Origin of the sequence: Streptomyces sp. NPDC052012 (assembly GCF_040689265.1) — a bacterium.
Lineage (GTDB): Bacteria > Actinomycetota > Actinomycetes > Streptomycetales > Streptomycetaceae > Streptomyces.
In genome coordinates this window covers 70,803-87,101 of sequence record NZ_JBFAXA010000015.1, presented here as the reverse complement: position 1 = coordinate 87,101, position 16,299 = coordinate 70,803, and the positions used below count along the sequence as shown (strand labels likewise).

16 protein-coding genes are annotated in these 16,299 nt (G+C 71.0%); 11 read left to right on the top strand and 5 right to left on the bottom strand.

Annotation, left to right across the window (positions count from 1 at the left end; all coding sequences use genetic code 11):
• Positions 1-42 precede the first annotated feature (42 nt).
• The 4 genes from AB0412_RS23130 (at position 43) to AB0412_RS23115 (ending at position 4,503) form a co-directional block, all read left to right on the top strand.
• The gene (locus AB0412_RS23130; RefSeq protein WP_366404458.1) at positions 43-1,587 is read left to right on the top strand and encodes a hypothetical protein; all 1,545 of its coding nucleotides are present in this window, start codon (positions 43-45) and stop codon (positions 1,585-1,587) included.
• A 17-nt stretch (positions 1,588-1,604) separates the two neighbouring features.
• Positions 1,605-2,174, top strand: a complete 570-nt coding sequence (locus tag AB0412_RS23125) for a hypothetical protein (RefSeq protein ID WP_366404457.1) — start codon at positions 1,605-1,607, stop codon at positions 2,172-2,174.
• A 34-nt stretch (positions 2,175-2,208) separates the two neighbouring features.
• On the top strand, positions 2,209-2,631 hold the full coding sequence (locus AB0412_RS23120; RefSeq protein WP_366404456.1) for a hypothetical protein: 423 nt from the start codon (positions 2,209-2,211) through the stop codon (positions 2,629-2,631).
• A gap of 165 nt (positions 2,632-2,796) precedes the next feature.
• Complete coding sequence (locus AB0412_RS23115) at positions 2,797-4,503, top strand: glycoside hydrolase family 18 protein (RefSeq protein WP_366404455.1); 1,707 nt, start codon at positions 2,797-2,799, stop codon at positions 4,501-4,503.
• Positions 4,504-4,576: 73 nt separating this feature from the next.
• Here AB0412_RS23115 and AB0412_RS23110 read toward each other — a convergent pair whose 3' ends face one another.
• Both AB0412_RS23110 and AB0412_RS23105 read right to left on the bottom strand, forming a co-directional pair.
• On the bottom strand, positions 4,577-5,074 hold the full coding sequence (locus tag AB0412_RS23110; protein ID WP_366404454.1) for a YfbM family protein: 498 nt from the start codon (positions 5,072-5,074) through the stop codon (positions 4,577-4,579).
• Between the two features lie 10 nt (positions 5,075-5,084).
• Positions 5,085-5,486, bottom strand: a complete 402-nt coding sequence (locus AB0412_RS23105; protein WP_366404453.1) for a hypothetical protein — start codon at positions 5,484-5,486, stop codon at positions 5,085-5,087.
• Between the two features lie 78 nt (positions 5,487-5,564).
• On the opposite strand from AB0412_RS23105, the gene AB0412_RS23100 reads away from it, so the two are divergent.
• From AB0412_RS23100 to AB0412_RS23090, 3 genes are all read left to right on the top strand, one after another.
• The gene (locus AB0412_RS23100; RefSeq protein WP_366404452.1) at positions 5,565-6,134 is read left to right on the top strand and encodes a 1,4-alpha-glucan branching protein; all 570 of its coding nucleotides are present in this window, start codon (positions 5,565-5,567) and stop codon (positions 6,132-6,134) included.
• A 68-nt stretch (positions 6,135-6,202) separates the two neighbouring features.
• The gene (locus AB0412_RS23095) at positions 6,203-6,712 is read left to right on the top strand and encodes a SigE family RNA polymerase sigma factor (RefSeq protein ID WP_366404451.1); all 510 of its coding nucleotides are present in this window, start codon (positions 6,203-6,205) and stop codon (positions 6,710-6,712) included.
• 57 nt (positions 6,713-6,769) lie between these two features.
• Positions 6,770-8,038: a hypothetical protein gene (locus AB0412_RS23090; RefSeq protein ID WP_366404450.1), complete on the top strand. Its 1,269-nt coding sequence runs from the start codon at positions 6,770-6,772 to the stop codon at positions 8,036-8,038.
• Between the two features lie 3 nt (positions 8,039-8,041).
• On the opposite strand, the gene AB0412_RS23085 is transcribed toward AB0412_RS23090, so the two are convergent.
• Positions 8,042-9,367: an Nramp family divalent metal transporter gene (locus AB0412_RS23085; RefSeq protein WP_366404449.1), complete on the bottom strand. Its 1,326-nt coding sequence runs from the start codon at positions 9,365-9,367 to the stop codon at positions 8,042-8,044.
• A 206-nt stretch (positions 9,368-9,573) separates the two neighbouring features.
• Between AB0412_RS23085 and AB0412_RS23080 the strand changes: the two genes are divergently transcribed.
• The 4 genes from AB0412_RS23080 to AB0412_RS23065 all read left to right on the top strand — a co-directional run bounded on the left by AB0412_RS23080 (position 9,574) and on the right by AB0412_RS23065 (position 14,163).
• The gene (locus tag AB0412_RS23080; protein ID WP_366404448.1) at positions 9,574-10,911 is read left to right on the top strand and encodes a M14 family metallopeptidase; all 1,338 of its coding nucleotides are present in this window, start codon (positions 9,574-9,576) and stop codon (positions 10,909-10,911) included.
• Positions 10,912-11,086: 175 nt separating this feature from the next.
• Entirely contained in the window at positions 11,087-11,329 is a 243-nt protein-coding gene (locus AB0412_RS23075; protein ID WP_366404447.1) for a heavy-metal-associated domain-containing protein, read from the top strand.
• 58 nt (positions 11,330-11,387) lie between these two features.
• Positions 11,388-13,631: a heavy metal translocating P-type ATPase gene (locus tag AB0412_RS23070; protein ID WP_366404446.1), complete on the top strand. Its 2,244-nt coding sequence runs from the start codon at positions 11,388-11,390 to the stop codon at positions 13,629-13,631.
• Positions 13,632-13,680: 49 nt separating this feature from the next.
• Complete coding sequence (locus AB0412_RS23065) at positions 13,681-14,163, top strand: DUF4396 domain-containing protein (protein WP_366404445.1); 483 nt, start codon at positions 13,681-13,683, stop codon at positions 14,161-14,163.
• Between the two features lie 12 nt (positions 14,164-14,175).
• Here the strand turns inward: AB0412_RS23065 and AB0412_RS23060 are convergent, their stop codons facing one another.
• Together AB0412_RS23060 and AB0412_RS23055 are read right to left on the bottom strand one after the other, a co-directional pair.
• A complete protein-coding gene (locus AB0412_RS23060; protein WP_366404444.1) occupies positions 14,176-14,721 on the bottom strand; it encodes a hypothetical protein in 546 nt (181 codons plus the stop codon).
• A 54-nt stretch (positions 14,722-14,775) separates the two neighbouring features.
• Entirely contained in the window at positions 14,776-16,263 is a 1,488-nt protein-coding gene (locus tag AB0412_RS23055; RefSeq protein WP_366404443.1) for a gluconate:H+ symporter, read from the bottom strand.
• Between the last annotated feature and the right edge of the window lie 36 nt (positions 16,264-16,299).

Genomic DNA, 16,299 nt, shown 5'->3' with positions numbered 1-16,299 from the left:
GCTCGCGGTCCACCGAGGACACGGGAGAGGGGGTGGGGCCGGATGAGCCGTCCGCCGAGGGCGAGTTGGGGTGACCGCGGGGCCACCGGCACCGAGTACCTCGGGATGATCGTGGTCAGCGTCGCGATCGTGCTGGCGGTGTCCGCGACCGGCGTCGGGCAGCTGATCCACGACGAGATCGCGGCCCTGGTCTGCCGGCTCACCGGCGGCGGGAACTGCGCCGGAGGCGACGGCGGGGGCGACGGGCCGCTCGCCGACGGCGATTTCGAGCCGACCCTGTGCCAGGTGTCGTCCCTCACCGACAAAGCGGGCTCCAAGGCCAAGATCCTCTTCTGGGAGATCGGCCGGGAGTACGGCTTCCAGGAGCAGCGGCTGAGGGCGCGCACCGACGTCAACGGCGACGGTACGGTCGACGACCGTGACCAGCTGGTGTACCTGACGTTCACCGACGCCGCGTCCGTGGCCGCGAAGAAGGACTTCAAGCCCGGGATGAAGGTCGGCCGGTTCGGCGCGGACAAGGTCGAGCTGGGCCTCGGCATCAAGGTCACCAACGGCGACACCTGGGTGTTCGAGAGCCCGGAGGAGGCGGAGCGGTTCCGGGAGGACGTCGAGACGCTGCAGATGTACGAGATGCGGCGGACGATGCCCGGCGGCGCGGAGGCGAGCCTCGGCGACAGCGTCCTGTACCTGTTCGGCACCGGGCCGCTGAAGGACGAGGAGGAGACCCGGGAGCGGATCGAGAAGAACCTCGGCGGGGACCGGCGGATCACCTACGGCAAGGTGGGCCTGGAGGCGTCGGCGGCGGCCGGGCTCCAGCTCTCCGCGGGCGACGAGCGGAGGCTGAGCGCCGCGCTCGGCGGCACGTTCAAGTACGCCCCCGAGGTCACCTGGACCGACAACGCCCACCGGAACACCAAGTCGTACACGTACTCCTCGTCCATCGAGTACGGCACGAAGGCCGGTTACGAGGCGGGCCCGCTCAGCGGGGAGTACGCGGCCAACACCACGCAGACCGGCACCGTCACGGTCACCTACGACAAGGCGAGCGGCAAGCTCATGCGGATCGACCTGACCCGTACCGTCGAGCGGGGCGGCCAGAAGGACGGCGCCAAGGTGAGCGGCGACAACGGCCGGGACGGCGCGGACAGGCGGGGTGGCGGCGCCGGGGTGAAGGGCACCGACAGCACCACCGGCATCGAGATCGTCACCACCTCGGTGTCGTTCGACCCGGGCTCGGCCGGTGACCGGGACAGGGGGATCGCCGAGCGGTGGCTGGACGGTACGAACGAGCAGGTGGCGGCGCCGTTCCGGTACATGTTCGGCACGGACGGGCTCACGCCGACCTCGCGCCCCGGCGCCGGCGACCCCTTCGGGCGGCTGGTGTTCGACAAGGGGCAGTCCAGCCGGATGACGTACACGGGAGAGGTGAACGCGGCCGAGTACGGCTTCGAGCTGAACCTGGGGCTCAGCCTCGGGCTGTCCATCAGCACGGAGCAGAAGGCGGAGACGCTGACGGACGCGCAGTTCCTCGGTGCGCCCCGCGGGGACCGCCGCTCCTATGTTCCCTACAGCTACTGTGCGAACTGACCGGACAAGGAGCCCTCATGCCCTCATCGTCGATGTTCCGCCGTATGTGCGCGGCGGCCGGACTGCTCGCGCTGGTGGTGGTGACCGGCTGCGGGTCCGGGTCGTCCTCGTCGGGTGCGAGGCCCGAGGGGTGGCGGACGCTGGAGACGCCGAGCGTGTCGGTGGCGTATCCGGACGGCTTCGAGGAGCAGGGCGCGGGTGAGCGCAGCGAGTACAACGCGGCTGCCGCCGAGCTGAGCGAGGACGGACGGACCGTGGCGCTGATCACCGTGCAGCGGGGTTTCACGGAGGCGAACTCGGCGGAGCAGGCGGCGATCGCGGCGGAGGCGGGCATCCAGCTGGGCGCGAAGGTCGAGGGCACGGAGGAAGTGGAGCTGGCGGGCACGGACGACGCCCGGCGGATCGACTTCACCTTCGAGGCGACCGGCGAGGGGGACGGGCCGGCGAAGGGCGCGGTGGTGGAGGGCGTGATCCTCACGGGGCTGGATTCCTCGGAGGAGACGTTCGCGGTGCGCGTCGACGCGCAGAGGGGGAAGCTTTCGGGCGCCGATCTGGAGCGGATCGTCGAGTCGGTGGAGGTGCGGTAGTGATCGCCGTCGTGTGGGCGGGGGTGCGGTAGCCGTGGCCGTGGAGGCGCCGGGGAAGCCCGCGCCGGCGCTGGTACGGGCCTGGGCGGTCGGGGTGATCGTGCTGGTCGTGACGGAGGCCGTGCAGGCGACGCTCGTGTACGAGCACCTGGTGGGGCCCGAGGGGGTGGGGTCGTTCGGGGCGGCGCTGGGGCTGGTCCATCTGCCGAATCTGGTGTGCGTGGTGCTGGCGACCTGGGCGGCGGCGCGGGTGCATCCGGAGCCGTGGCGGGGGATGCCGTGGCGGCACACGGTGGCGGCGTGCGCGGTGCCGGCGGCGGCGCAGGTGCTGACGCTGGCGCTGCACGGGGACCGGGCGGGGCTCGGGTCGCTGGGGTTCTGGATGTCGACGGGGGTGCTGCTGGCGGGGTGTGCGGTGGGGATGCTGCTGGACGGGTGGAGGGACGCGCGGGAGTAAGTCGACGGGCACGGAGGGCGCTTGGGCCGGAGGGTTGGTTGGTCCGGACCTATTGACAAGCCGATTGGTCTGGACCACCTTGTACCTCCAGCGGTGGCCACCGTCCCCCTTCCCCCCTCTTCTTCCTCGTCTTCTTCCTCCTCTTCTCCCCCACCGGAGGCCCCAGTGGACCGCGCACCAGGCACGACCGGACGCAGACGCGTCTGGGCCGCAGCCGTCGTCTCCGCCCTCGCCCTCTCCTTCGCGGGCGCGGGCGCCGGCCCGGCGGCCGCGGCCGACGTCAACAACGCGAAGAACGCCGGATTCGAGGCGGGTCTGGGCAACTGGACCTGCTCGGCGAACAGCGGCACGACCGTCTCCTCCCCCGTGCACGGCGGCACGTCCGCGCTGAAGGCCACGCCGTCCGGGCAGGACAACGCCCGGTGCAGCCAGACCGTGGCGGTGAGGCCCAACTCGACGTACCGGCTCAGCGGCTGGGTGCAGGGCGGGTACGCGTACCTGGGCGTGACCGGCACGGGCACGACGGACGTGTCGACCTGGACGCCGGACTCCAGCAGCTGGAAGCAGCTGTCGACGAGCTTCACCACCGGCTCCTCCACCACCTCGGTGACGGTCTACACCCACGGCTGGTACGGCCAGCAGGCGTACTACGCCGACGACCTGTCGGTGTTCGGCCCCGACGGGGGCGGCGGCGGTGAGCCGGAGCCGACGGTCCCGGGCACGCCGGGCGGCCTCAGCGTCTCCGGTACGACCTCGACGTCGGTGTCCCTGGCGTGGAACGCGGTGTCGGGCGCGACGGGGTACACCGTCTACCGGGACGGCACCAAGGTGACGGCGGTGACCGGTACGTCGGCGACGGTGACCGGGCTCGCGGCCTCGACGTCCTACTCCTTCCAGGTCGCGGCGACCAACGCGGCGGGTGAGTCGGCGAAGTCGGCGGCGGTGACGGCGCGGACGAAGGAGAGCGACGGCGGCGGGAGCGGCCAGCTGCCCCGGCACGCGGTGACGGGCTACTGGCAGAACTTCAACAACGGCGCGACGGTCCAGAGGATCTCGGACGTCCCGGCCCAGTACGACATCATCGCGGTCGCCTTCGCGGACGCGACGGGGACACCGGGCGCGGTCACCTTCAACCTGGACTCCGCGGGCCTGAACGGCTACACCGTGGACCAGTTCAAGGCGGACATCCGGGCCAAGCAGGCCGCGGGCAAGAAGGTCATCATCTCGGTGGGCGGCGAGAAGGGCACCGTCTCGGTGAACGACTCGGCCTCCGCGACGAACTTCGCGAACTCGGTGTACTCCCTGATGCAGGAGTACGGCTTCGACGGCGTCGACATCGACCTGGAGAACGGCCTCAACGCGACGTACATGACGCAGGCGCTGCGGGCGCTGTCCGCGAAGGCGGGAGCGTCGATGATCCTCACGATGGCACCGCAGACCATCGACATGCAGTCGACGTCCAACTCGTACTTCCAGACCGCGCTGAACGTGAAGGACATCCTCACCGTCGTCAACATGCAGTACTACAACAGCGGTTCCATGCTGGGCTGCGACGGCAAGGTCTACAGCCAGGGCTCGGTGGACTTCCTGACCGCACTGGCCTGCATCCAGCTGGAGGGCGGCCTCGACCCGTCCCAGGTGGGCCTCGGCCTGCCGGCCTCCACGAGGGGCGCGGGCAGCGGCTACGTCGCGCCCTCCGTGGTGAACGCCGCCCTGGACTGCCTGACCCGGGGCACCAACTGCGGCAGCTTCAAGCCGTCGAGGACCTACCCGAGCCTGCGCGGCGCGATGACCTGGTCCACCAACTGGGACGCCACAGCGGGCAACGCCTGGTCCAACGCGGTGGGCCCGCACGTCCACGCACTTCCGTAGCACCCCGGCCGGCCTCGACCGCCACCGCCGCCCCTGCCCGTGCCGACGCGGGCAGGGGCGGCCGCGTCGCCGCTCAGCTGATCCAGACCACCACGGCGTGTCCGTCGCGGGCCGCCGCCCGGAGGAACGTCACCAGCCCCTCGTAGTGGGCGGTCACGTAGTCCAGGGGTTCGCCGCGCTCCCAGACGATGGTGGGGTAGATGTCGGCCCGTGCGAGGTCGGCCGGGGTGACGCCCTCGACCAGCCTGCCGGGAGGCGTGGCCGTGAGGGCGTCGGCGGCGGCGCGGACCTGTTCCGGGGTGAGGCAGCGGGGCGGCCCGTAGCTCCACTCCTGCGCGCCGGGCATCTCCTCCTCGCCGAAGACGATGTCGACGGGGAAGCCGAGGTGCTGGAGCAGGAAGTCCAGGGCGTGCCACGCCTTGTCGATGTCGTGGCAGCGTGCCTCGTCCGTCGGGGGCGTCTCCTCCAGCTCCGCGTCGAGCAGCTCATGGACGAACGTGTACGCCCAGTCCGGGTCACGGAGCGCGCGCTCGAACTCGGCTCGGGTGAGCCGCGCGTATGCACCGATCATTCCCATGGCGTCAGCCCTGTCCGATCACGCGGTCCCGGTACGCCTGGAAGGCGTGCCAGCCTGTGGTGTCCTCCGGGGTGATCAGGTCGCCCGCGGCCAGGTCGAGCACCTTGCAGTGCAGTGCCTCCGCGAAGCGGAAGACCGGGACGAGCACGTCGTCGCCGCCCCCGCGTATGTGCAGCATGAGGCTGATCACGGGGTCGTCCGTGCCGATGCTGAGCTCCATGGACCAGCCGGGGCCGGTGAGCTCGCCCCAGGCGGGGTCCGTCAGGTCGACCTCGGGCACGGACCGCCGCAGGGCGGCCAGCACATCCTGCCGCGGGCCGAGCGGGGCCGGGGTGAAGTCGCCGGGAAGGTCGCCCATCGAGGCGATGTCGTCGGGCAGACGGAGAAGAAGGACATCCCAGCTCATGCGAGGCTCCAGGTGCGGCCGTGTGGTCAAGACGCGGTCATCCTGACAGCAGCCACTGACAACGTGAGGGAGACGTGCATGTCCTTCATTCACCGCACCACCATGACGCCCACCAAGCTGGAGCTGCTCACCGGCTGGCTGCCGAAGCAGAGCTGGTACGCCGGCGACGCGGAGAAGCCGGAGCTGGTCAGGGCCGGCGGGTTCCGGCTGGACGATCCGGAGGGCGAGGTCGGGATCGAGTTCATGGTCGTGGTGGACACCGCCGGCCGGGAGCCGGTGGCGTATCTCGTGCCGCTGGCCTACCGGGGCGCGGCCCTGGAGGGCGCCCCCGGCGAGGCGCTGCTCGGCACCGCGGAGCACGGGGTGCTCGGCACCCGGTGGATCTACGACGGTGTCCACGACCCGGTGGTGACGGCACAGTTGCTCGCCCTCCTGCGCGGCGAGGCGGTACCGCAGCACCAGAGCGAGAGCGACACCCCCGACCCGACCGTCACCGTGCACGGCGACGCCCCCGCCGGCGGCAGCCACGTCCGGGTCAACCGCGTCCTGCGCGCGGCGGAGCACGAGCGGGCGTCCTGCGCCCATGTCGTCGCCGGCTGGACCTGGCCGGACGGCACAGCCGCGCGGGGCGTGTTCGCGACCGCGTGAAACATTTCCCCCGCCCCACCGCATCAATGAGGTGAGAGCGGTTCGGGGCCGGCGGGGGGGACAGCTGAATGGGGCAGGGGCGCATGGCGGACTACTCCGAGTTCGCCTCGGCGCGGGCCGGGCATCTGTACCGGTCCGCGTGTCTGCTGACGGCCGGGGACACGCACCTCGCGGAGGATCTCGTCCAGGAGACCCTGGGGCGGGTGTACGTCCGCTGGGGGCGGATCGCGCGGGTCGGGAACCCCGCCGGGTACGCCCAGACCGTGCTCACCCGGGCCTTTCTCGCGCATCAGCGGCGGCGGAGCAGTACGGAGCGGTCGACCGCCGTGTTCCCGGACCTGCCGGGCGGCGGTGACGGCGATCCGTCGCTGCGGCTCACCCTGCTGGACGCGCTGGCGCGGCTGCCGGCCAAGGACCGGGCGGTGATCGTGCTGCGGTACTGGGAGGACCGGTCGGTCGAGGAGACCGCCGATGTCATGAACGTCAGCTCGGCCGCGGTGCGGACGCGGTGCGTCCGGGCGCTGGCCAGGCTGCGGGAGCTGCTAGGCGAGGATCTCGGCGAGTACGCCAGATCCTGACGTCCCGCCGCCTGTTCTCCCTTTTCCTGTCTCACCTCACGGAAGCGGTGGTTCACCATGCCCGTCGACCAGCACCACGACCCCTTCGAGGAGCGGCTCTCCGCCGCCCTGCACGACACCGGCGGCTCCTTCGAGGCCGACCGGGGCGCCCTCACGGCCGCGGGAGAGTCCCGGGGCCGGCGAATGCGGACGCGGCGCCGGATCGTCGTGCTCGGGGGCGTGGCCGGGATCGCGGCCGTCGGTGTCGGCGGGACGCTGCTGGTGCCGGGCGGGGACGGCCGGGCCTCGGTCGCCTCCGGCACGACGACCGCCACCCCGTCGGCCACCACCGCGACCGCGACCGACGCCCCGAGGGCCGTCACCGGGGACCAGCTCCTGCGTACGCTCGAGGGACTTCTTCCCGAGGGTGACATCAGAGACGAGCAGGCGCGGGGTACGGACGCGCAACTCCCTCCGTCCGTCAGGGTGGTGTTCGACGACGGGGACGGGGCCGCCGCGGTGGCCGTCGGGCTCGGTCGTGTCGAGCCGGGCAGTGCACAGGCGCGCGAGGCCACGCGCTGCCCGGACAAGGCGTTCGTCGGGTACGACAGCTGCGGCACCACCACGCTGGCGGACGGCTCCCGGCTGATGCTGTTCCAGGGGTACGAGTATCCGGACCGGCGGGTGGACACCAAGTGGTGGAACGCCGAGCTGGTCACGCCCGCAGGGCAGCACGTCAGCGTGAGCGAGTGGAACGCGGCTGCCCAGAAGGACGCTCCCGTCAGCCGCCCCGAACCGCCCCTGTCGCTGGAGCAGTTGGAGGCGGTGGCCACGGCACCTCAGTGGCGGGACGCGATCGACGCCATCCCCGAGCCGGCCGGGAAGCCGTCACGTTCGCAGCCGATGAGCACGCCCCCGCCCGGCGTCGACGGCACCGCCGTGCGCAAGAAGCTCGTCTCGCTGCTCCCCGGGGACGTCCGGGTGGTCTCCCAGGGCGGCCAGGAGGCGGAGTACGCCTATGTGGTCGTGGACGACGGCGAGGGAGCGAGCTTCGTCCAGATCAATGTGCAGCCCGGGTCGTCCGATCTCGCCGGGGAGCTCTTCGGTTCCGCCGAGACCCTGCCCGACGGGACGAAGGTCACCACCGGGCAGGGGCCCGGCGAGAAGGGCGGCGCGGGTGTCGTCATGTGGACCGCCGACACCCTGCGGACCGACGGCCTGCGGGTCGTGGTCAGTGCCTTCAACACCGGGGCCCAGCACGAGGACGCCACGCGGGACGCCCCCGCGCTGAGCATGAAGGAACTGCGGGAGATCGCCCTCAGCCCCGAGTGGGACGAGCTGCTGTGACCGCTAGAAGAACTCCGACCACGGCTGGTCCCAGATCTGCTTGACGCACAGGACCAGGAACAGCAGGCCCGAAATGGCGAGCATCGCGTTGCTCAGGGGGCCGTTGCGCCATTCGCCGGGGGTGCGGCTGGAGTTGAGGAGCCAGATCAGGGTGAGGGCCAGGAAGGGCATGAACGCGGCGCCCAGGACGCCGTAGATGATGACCAGGCGGAAGGGCTGGCCCTCGAAGAGGAGGATCATCGGCGGGAAGGTCAGCCACAGGAGGTAGGCGCGGAAGGGCCAGGACTTCTCGCGGGCGCCCGACGCGATGTCCTCGCCCTTCGACGCCTGCGCCTTCTTGCGGCCCCGGGTCACGAAGTCGGTGAACATCAGGCTCACTCCGTGCCACACGCCGATCAGCGAGGTGAAGGACGTGGCGAAGAAGCCGATCAGGAAGAACTTGGCCGTCGCCGTGCCGTAGCGGTCCTCCAGGATGTCGCTCAGCTGGAGCAGGCCCTTGTCGCCGCTCGCGATCGCGATGCCCGCGGAGTGCAGCAGCTCGGCACCGACGAAGAGCATGGCGACGACGAAGACGCCGGTGGTGATGTAGGCGACCCGGTTGTCCAGGCGCATGACCTTCATCCAGCCGGTGTTCGTCCAGCCCTTGGCGTTGACCCAGTAGCCGTACGCGGCGAGCGTGATGGTGCCGCCGACGCCGCCGATCAGGCCGAGGGTGTTGAGGATCGAGTCCTTCTCGTCGGGCAGGACGGGCAGCAGGCCGGCGAAGGCGTCGCCCAGGTTCGGGGTGACGCGGATCGCCAGGTAGACGGTGACGACGAACATGACGCCCACCAGGACCGTCATGACCTTCTCGAACACCGCGTACTGGTTGAACCAGACGAAGACCAGGCCCACCAACGCGCAGGCGATGCCCCACCATTCGAGGTCCATGACGTCCGGGAACAGCGCCTGGAGGGGCAGGGCGCTGGACGACATCGCCGCCGCGCCGTAGACGAAGCCCCACACGACGACGTAGATGCCGAAGAAGTACGTCGTCCAGCGGCCGAGGCTCGCCCAGCCGTCGAAGAGGGTGCGGCCGGTGGACAGGTGCCAGCGCCCGGCCGCCTCGGCGAGGGAGATCTTCACGACGCAGCCGATGACGGCGGCCCACAGGAGGGTGTAGCCGAAGTTGCTGCCCGCGATGAGCGTGGCGACCAGATCGCCGGCGCCGACGCCGGTCGCGGCGACGACGATTCCTGGGCCGATGTATCTCCAGCTGGACTTGCGCGGCCGGGAGCCGCCGTCGTCGGGTGCGCCGGTGTCCTGGGTGTTTCCCGTGGTGTCCGCCATGGAGGTCAAGTAAGCCGATGGGGGGCGGTGGGACAAGAGGGCATGCGGGGATCTTCACGGGATGTGCTTCGGTCGTACGACCGTACGCGCCCGCCCTCGCTCCAGCCGGCTGATTGGCTTGACCTGATCATGTCATCCATCGACGATGACCGCACCGCACCACGCACGTCGCACTGAACAACCCCCACCTCCCACAAGGAGACTTCATGCGACTTCGCCCTCGCGGCAGACGCTCCGCCGCGCTCGCCACCCTGCTCGCCCTCGCCCTCGCGGCCCCCGTGTCGCTCACGGCGACCGAGGCCGGCGCCGACAGCGCGGCCGCCCCAACCCCCTCGGCCGACGACGTCCGCCAGTACGAGATCCACCAGCACACAACCCCCGTGACGCGTACGGCCATTCAGCGCTCCGGAGTCACCGTCGACGAGGCCGACGAGGAGACGGTCGTCGTCTCCGGCCGCCCCGACCAGATACGCACGCTGCGTCAGCAGGGCTACGAGGTCACGCCGCTCGGCGCGGTCCCCGACCGCTCCTCCCCCGCCGACGGGCTGCGGCTGTTCGACTTCCCCTCGGCCGACTCCCGCTACCACAACTACGCCGAGATGAACGCCGAGATCGACCAGCGGCTGTCGGCGTACCCCGGCATCATGAGCAAGCGGGTGATCGGGAAGTCCCACCAGGGCCGGGACATCGTCGCCGTCAAGATCAGTGACAACGTGGCGACGGACGAGAACGAGCCGGAGGTCCTGTTCACCCACCACCAGCACGCCCGTGAGCACCTGACCGTGGAGATGGCGCTGTACCTGCTGCGCGAGCTCGGCGCGGGCTACGGCAGCGACTCCCGGATCACGAACATGGTGAACGGGCGGGAGATCTGGATCATCCCCGATCTCAACCCGGACGGCGGCGAGTACGACATCGCCACCGGCTCCTACCGCTCGTGGCGCAAGAACCGCCAGCCCAACTCCGGTTCGTCGTACGTCGGCACGGACCTGAACCGCAACTGGGACTACCGCTGGGGCTGCTGCGGCGGCTCCTCGGGCTCCAAGTCCTCGGACACCTACCGGGGTTCGGCGCCCGAGTCGGCTCCCGAGGTGAAGGTGGTCGCGAACTTCGTGCGCAGCCGGGTCGTGGGCGGGGTGCAGCAGATCAAGGCGGGCATCGACTTCCACACGTACAGCGAGCTGGTGCTGTGGCCGTTCGGCTACACCTACTCCGACACCACGACCGGCATGACGGCCGACGACCACGCCGCGTTCAAGACGGTCGGGGAGAAGATGGCCGCGAGCAACGGGTACACCCCGCAGCAGTCCAGCGACCTGTACATCACGGACGGGTCGATCGACGACTACCTGTGGGGCGCCCACAAGATCTTCGGCTACACGTTCGAGATGTATCCGACGTCCTCCTGGAACGGCGGCTTCTACCCGCCCGACGAGGTGATCGAGCGGGAGACCTCCCGCAACCGCGACGCGGTGCTCCAGCTGCTGGAGAACGCCGACTGCATGTACCGGTCGATCGGCAAGGAGCAGCAGTACTGCCGGTAGCGCTCACCCCGATCGCACGCAGACCTTTCCGGGCCTCCCCCTCACCGAGGGGGAGGCCCTCTGCTTGTCCACCACTTGCGCGGCATACCCCTGGGGGGTATACATGACTGCGTAAGTCAGGGGTACCCCCTGGGGGTACCTCACGCACGCAGAGCTTCACATCCGGGAGGAACACATGTCCTGCTGCACCACCACCCCTGAGAGCCGCACCACCGTCTACGCCGTCTCCGGGATGACCTGCGGACACTGCAAGGCCACGCTCACCAAGGAGATCGGCGCCCTCGACGGCGTCCTGGCGGTGGACGTCGACCTCGAGACCGGCCAGGTCGCCGTCACCACCTCCGGCGAGCCCGACGACGCGCTGCTCGCCCGGGTCGTCGACGACGCCGGCTACGAGCTCACCGGCCGGGCGGCCTGAGCCCCCGGGGCACCCTTCCCACCTCTCACTCCCCACCCGACCTGCGCGAGGAGCAGCGATGGCCACCACCGTCCCCGAACAGACAGAGGTCGAACTCGCGATCGGCGGCATGACCTGCGCCTCGTGCGCCGCCCGGATCGAGAAGAAGCTCAACCGGATGGAGGGGGTCACCGCCACCGTCAACTACGCCACCGAGAAGGCCAAGGTCAGCTTCGGTGGGGACGTCGCCGTGGCGGACCTCATCGCCACGGTCGAGGCCACCGGGTACTCGGCGCGCGAGCCCGAGCCCGTGCGGACCGAACAGGCGGCCCCGCGCGAGGAGGCCGACGAGCTGCTGCCGCTGCGGCAGCGGCTGATCACCGCCGTGGTTCTCGCCGTGCCGGTGATCGTACTGGCGATGGTGCCGGCCTGGCAGTTCGAGTACTGGCAGTGGCTGTCCCTCACCCTCGCCGCCCCGGTCGTCACCTACGCCGCCTGGCCCTTCCACCGGGCCGCGTTCACCAACGCCCGGCACGGTGCGGCGACCATGGACACGCTGATCTCGGTCGGGGTGTCGGCGGCGTTCCTGTGGTCGCTGTGGGCGCTGTTCCTCGGCACCGCGGGGACGCCCGGCATGACCCACCCCTTCGAGCTGACCATCGAGCGAGGGGACGGCGCCGGGAACATCTACCTGGAGGCCGCCGCCGGGGTCACCGCCTTCATCCTGGCCGGCCGCTACTTCGAGGCCCGGTCCAAGCGCAGGGCGGGTGCCGCGCTGCGGGCGCTGCTGGAACTGGGCGCCAAGGACGTCACCGTGCTGCGCGAGGGCCGCGAGGAGCGGATACCGGTCGACGCGTTGCGCGTCGGCGACCGGTTCCTGGTCCGGCCCGGCGAGAAGATCGCCACCGACGGCACCGTCGTCGAGGGCAGCTCCGCCGTCGACGCCTCCATGCTCACCGGCGAGTCCGTGCCCGTCGAGGTCGGTGCCGGGGACGCTGTGACGGGTGCGACCGTGAACGCCGGCGGCCGTCTGGTCGTCCAGGCGACACGGATCGGCGCCGACACGCAGCTCGCCCGCATGGCGCGGCTGGTGGAGGACGCGCAGAACGGCAAGGCGGCGGCCCAGCGGCTGGCGGACCGGATCTCCGGGGTGTTCGTGCCGGTCGTCATCGCCCTCGCGCTCGGCACCCTCGGCTTCTGGCTCGGCAACGGAGCGGAGCTGACGGCCGCGTTCACCGCCGCCGTCGCCGTCCTGATCATCGCCTGCCCGTGCGCCCTCGGGCTCGCCACACCGACCGCCCTGATGGTCGGCACCGGGCGCGGCGCCCAGCTCGGCATCCTCATCAAGGGCCCCGAGGTCCTGGAGAGCACCCGCCGCGTCGACACGATCGTCCTGGACAAGACCGGCACCGTCACCACCGGCCGGATGACCCTGCTCGCCGTGCACACCGCCGAGGGCACCGACGAGAGTGAGGTGCTGCGGCTCGCGGGCGCCCTGGAGCACGCCTCCGAGCACCCGATCGCGCGGGCGGTCGCGACGGGTGCCGCCGAGCGGGTCGGCGCGCTGCCCGCCCCGGAGGACTTCGCCAACGTGCCCGGTCTGGGCGTCCAGGGCGTCGTCGGGGGACACGCCGTGCTCGTCGGCCGGGAGGAACTCCTCGGGGAGTGGGCCATGGCGCTGCCCGCCGAGCTGGCGCGAGCCAAGACCGAGGCCGAGGCGGCGGGCCGTACGGCGATCGCGGTCGCCTGGGACGGCGAGGCCCGGGCGGTGCTGGAGGTGGCCGACGCGGTGAAGGACACCAGCGCCGAGGCCGTCACGCGGCTGCGGGCGCTGGGCCTGACGCCGATCCTGCTCACCGGGGACAACAAGGCCGTCGCCGAGGCGGTCGCCGCGCAGGTCGGCATCGACGAGGTGATCGCCGGGGTGATGCCCGAGGAGAAGGTCGAGGTCGTCAAGCGGCTGCAGGGCGAGGGACGTTCGGTCGCCATGGTCGGTGACGGCGTCAACGACGCGGCGGCGCTCGCCCAGGCCGACCTGGGCCTCGCGATGGGCACCGGGACGGACGCGGCGATCGAGGCCGGCGACCTCACCCTCGTCCGGGGCGACCTGCGGGTGGCCGCGGACGCGATCCGGCTGGCGCGCAGGACGCTCGGCACGATCAAGTCGAACCTGTTCTGGGCCTTCGCCTACAACGTGGCGGCGCTGCCGCTCGCCGCGGCGGGCCTGCTCAACCCGATGATCGCCGGGGCCGCGATGGCCTTCTCGTCGGTCTTCGTCGTCGGCAACAGCCTGCGGCTGCGCGGCTTCAAGGCCGCGCGGTAAGACCCACCGGGCCCCCATAGGACACGGACGGAAAGGGAACCCGAACATCATGGATCACAGCGAGCACGCGCACGAGGCGCACGGGCACGCGCACGGCGGCGCCTCCTGGGCCACGGCGGTGAAGGCGACGCTGCACTGCCTGGTCGGGTGCGCCATCGGCGAGATCCTCGGCATGGTCATCGGCACCGCCCTCCTGTGGGGCGACGTGCCGACCATGGCCCTCGCGATCGCGCTCGCGTTCCTGTTCGGCTACTCGTTCACCCTGTTCGCGGTCATCCGCGCCGGCGTGGACCTCAAGGCCGCGATCCGGATCGCGCTCGCCGCCGACACCGTCTCCATCGCCGTGATGGAACTGGTCGACAACGCCATCATCGCCCTCACTCCCGGCGCGATGGAGTCCGGGCTGACCGACGGGCTGTTCTGGTACGCGCTCCTCGGCGGGTTCGCCGTGGCGTTCGTGGTGACCACGCCGGTCAACAAGTGGATGATCGGCCGCGGCAAGGGGCATGCGGTGGTGCACGCGTACCACTGAGCGGCCGATCCGCTATTCGGCGTCGGCGTCGGCCTTCCGGTCGGCGCCGGCGTCGGCTTCCGTCTCTTCCGCGCCGCCCTCGTCGAAGTACGCGTCCAGGACCTTGTCGAGCTCGGTGTCCCACTCCGCAAATCGGCTGCGGGAGGGGGCCTCGATCTCGATGGGGTACCAACGGCGGTCGGGCGTATGGACGGTGACCGTGTACCGCTTGCCGAAGCGGGCGGTCTCCGTCTCCACCGCGCCGATCTCGTCCCAGCGGAACTCGCACTCCTGGTCGTCCAGTCGGAGCCGTACGCCCCGGTGGTCGGCGAGGATTCTCGCGCGGCGGTCGGACGCCTCGAAGACGGGGCCGTCGGGGGCCGGTTCCTCGGCCTCGGGGTCCGCGTCCGCCTCAGGGGCCGTGTCCTCCTCGACCGGCGACTCGGCCGTCTCCTCCGGCTCCTCCGCCTTGGCGTCCTCCTCCCGTTCGGACGCGGGTGAGGTGAGCCCGGGGATGAAGGCCGGGTCGAATCCGGCGCCTTCCAGGGGCTGGCTGCTCGAACCTATGCGCTGCTCCACAGCGGAGCAGTATGGTCGACAAACCTGTGCCGGGCACAGCCAGCCCCATGATCGTTATACGAAGATGCTCAGTGCCGCGGCGACCACGAAACCCGCCACCGACAGCACACTCTCCAGCACGGTCCACGTCTTGAGGGTGTCCCGCTCGCTGATGCCGAAGTACTTGGCCACCATCCAGAAGCCGCCGTCGTTGACGTGCGAGGCGAAGATGGAGCCCGCCGAGATGGCCATGATGACCAGCGCGACGAACGCCTGCGAGTGGTCGCCCTCGGCCAGCAGCGGCGCCACGATGCCCGCCGTGGTCACGATCGCCACCGTCGCCGAGCCCTGCGCGACCCGCAGCACCACGGAGATCAGATACGACAGCACGATCACCGGCAGGCCGACGTCGTTGAAGGTGTCGGACAGCGCCTGCGCGACCCCGCTGGCCTTGAGGACGGCACCGAAGACACCGCCCGCGCCGACGACGAGGAGGATGTTGCCGACCGGCTTCAGCGAGGACGTCGAGACGGTCTCCAGCGACCTGCGCGACCAGCCGCGCCGGATGCCGAGCAGGTAGTAGGCGAGGAACAGGGCGATGGTGAGCGCCACGAAGGGGTGGCCGAAGAACTCGATCACCGAGCGCAGGGTGGAGGGGTCCAGGGCGATCGAGGAGAAGGTCGCGGCGAGGATCAGCACCAGCGGCGTACCGATGATGCCGAGGACCGTGCCGAGCGGCACCGGTGTCTCGCGCGGCTCGACGCCGGACGCCCGCTGCTCGTCGACGACGGCCTGCTTGGCGTCGGCCGCGGCCTCCACCATGTCCTGCGGTACGGCGACGAAGATGCGCTTGCCGATCCAGGCCGAGTAGACCCACGCGGCGACGACGGCGGGGATGCCGCAGACGATGCCCATGAGGATGACCCAGCCGAGGTCCACGTGGAGCAGCCCGGCGGCGGCCACCGGGCCGGGGTGCGGGGGCAGGAAGGCGTGGGTGACGGACAGGCCGGCGAGCAGCGGCAGGCAGTACAGCAGGATCGACTTGCCGGAACGCTTGGCGGCGGCGTAGACGATGGGCGCGAGGACGAAGATGCCGACGTCGAAGAAGACCGGGACGCCGAAGATCAGGCCGGTCAGGCCCATGGCGAGCGGGGCGCGCTTCTCACCGAAGAGACCGAGCAGGCGGGAGGCCAGTACCTCGGCGCCGCCGCTGACTTCGAGGATCGCGCCGAGCATGGTGCCCAGGCCGATGATGATCGCGACATGGCCGAGGATGCCGCCCATGCCGGACTCGATGGTGGAGACGGCGTCGGACCGCTGGACGGTGCCGAAGAGTTCGGTGACCGACAGGCCCGCCATCAGGCCGACGGCTATGGAGACGCCGAGCAGCGCGACGAAGGGCTGGAGGCGGACCTTGATGATGAGGAAGAGCAGCAGGGCTATGCCGATGGCGGCGACGGTCAGCAGACCGGCGGTGCCGTCGATGAGGAGGAGCAGGCCGCCGGTGTGGGGCGGTGTCTCGGCGGGGGCGGAGGCGGCGAGCGGGAGGGACGAGTAGGACATACGGGGGTCCTCTGCGTAAGGGCATGGTGTTTTCGA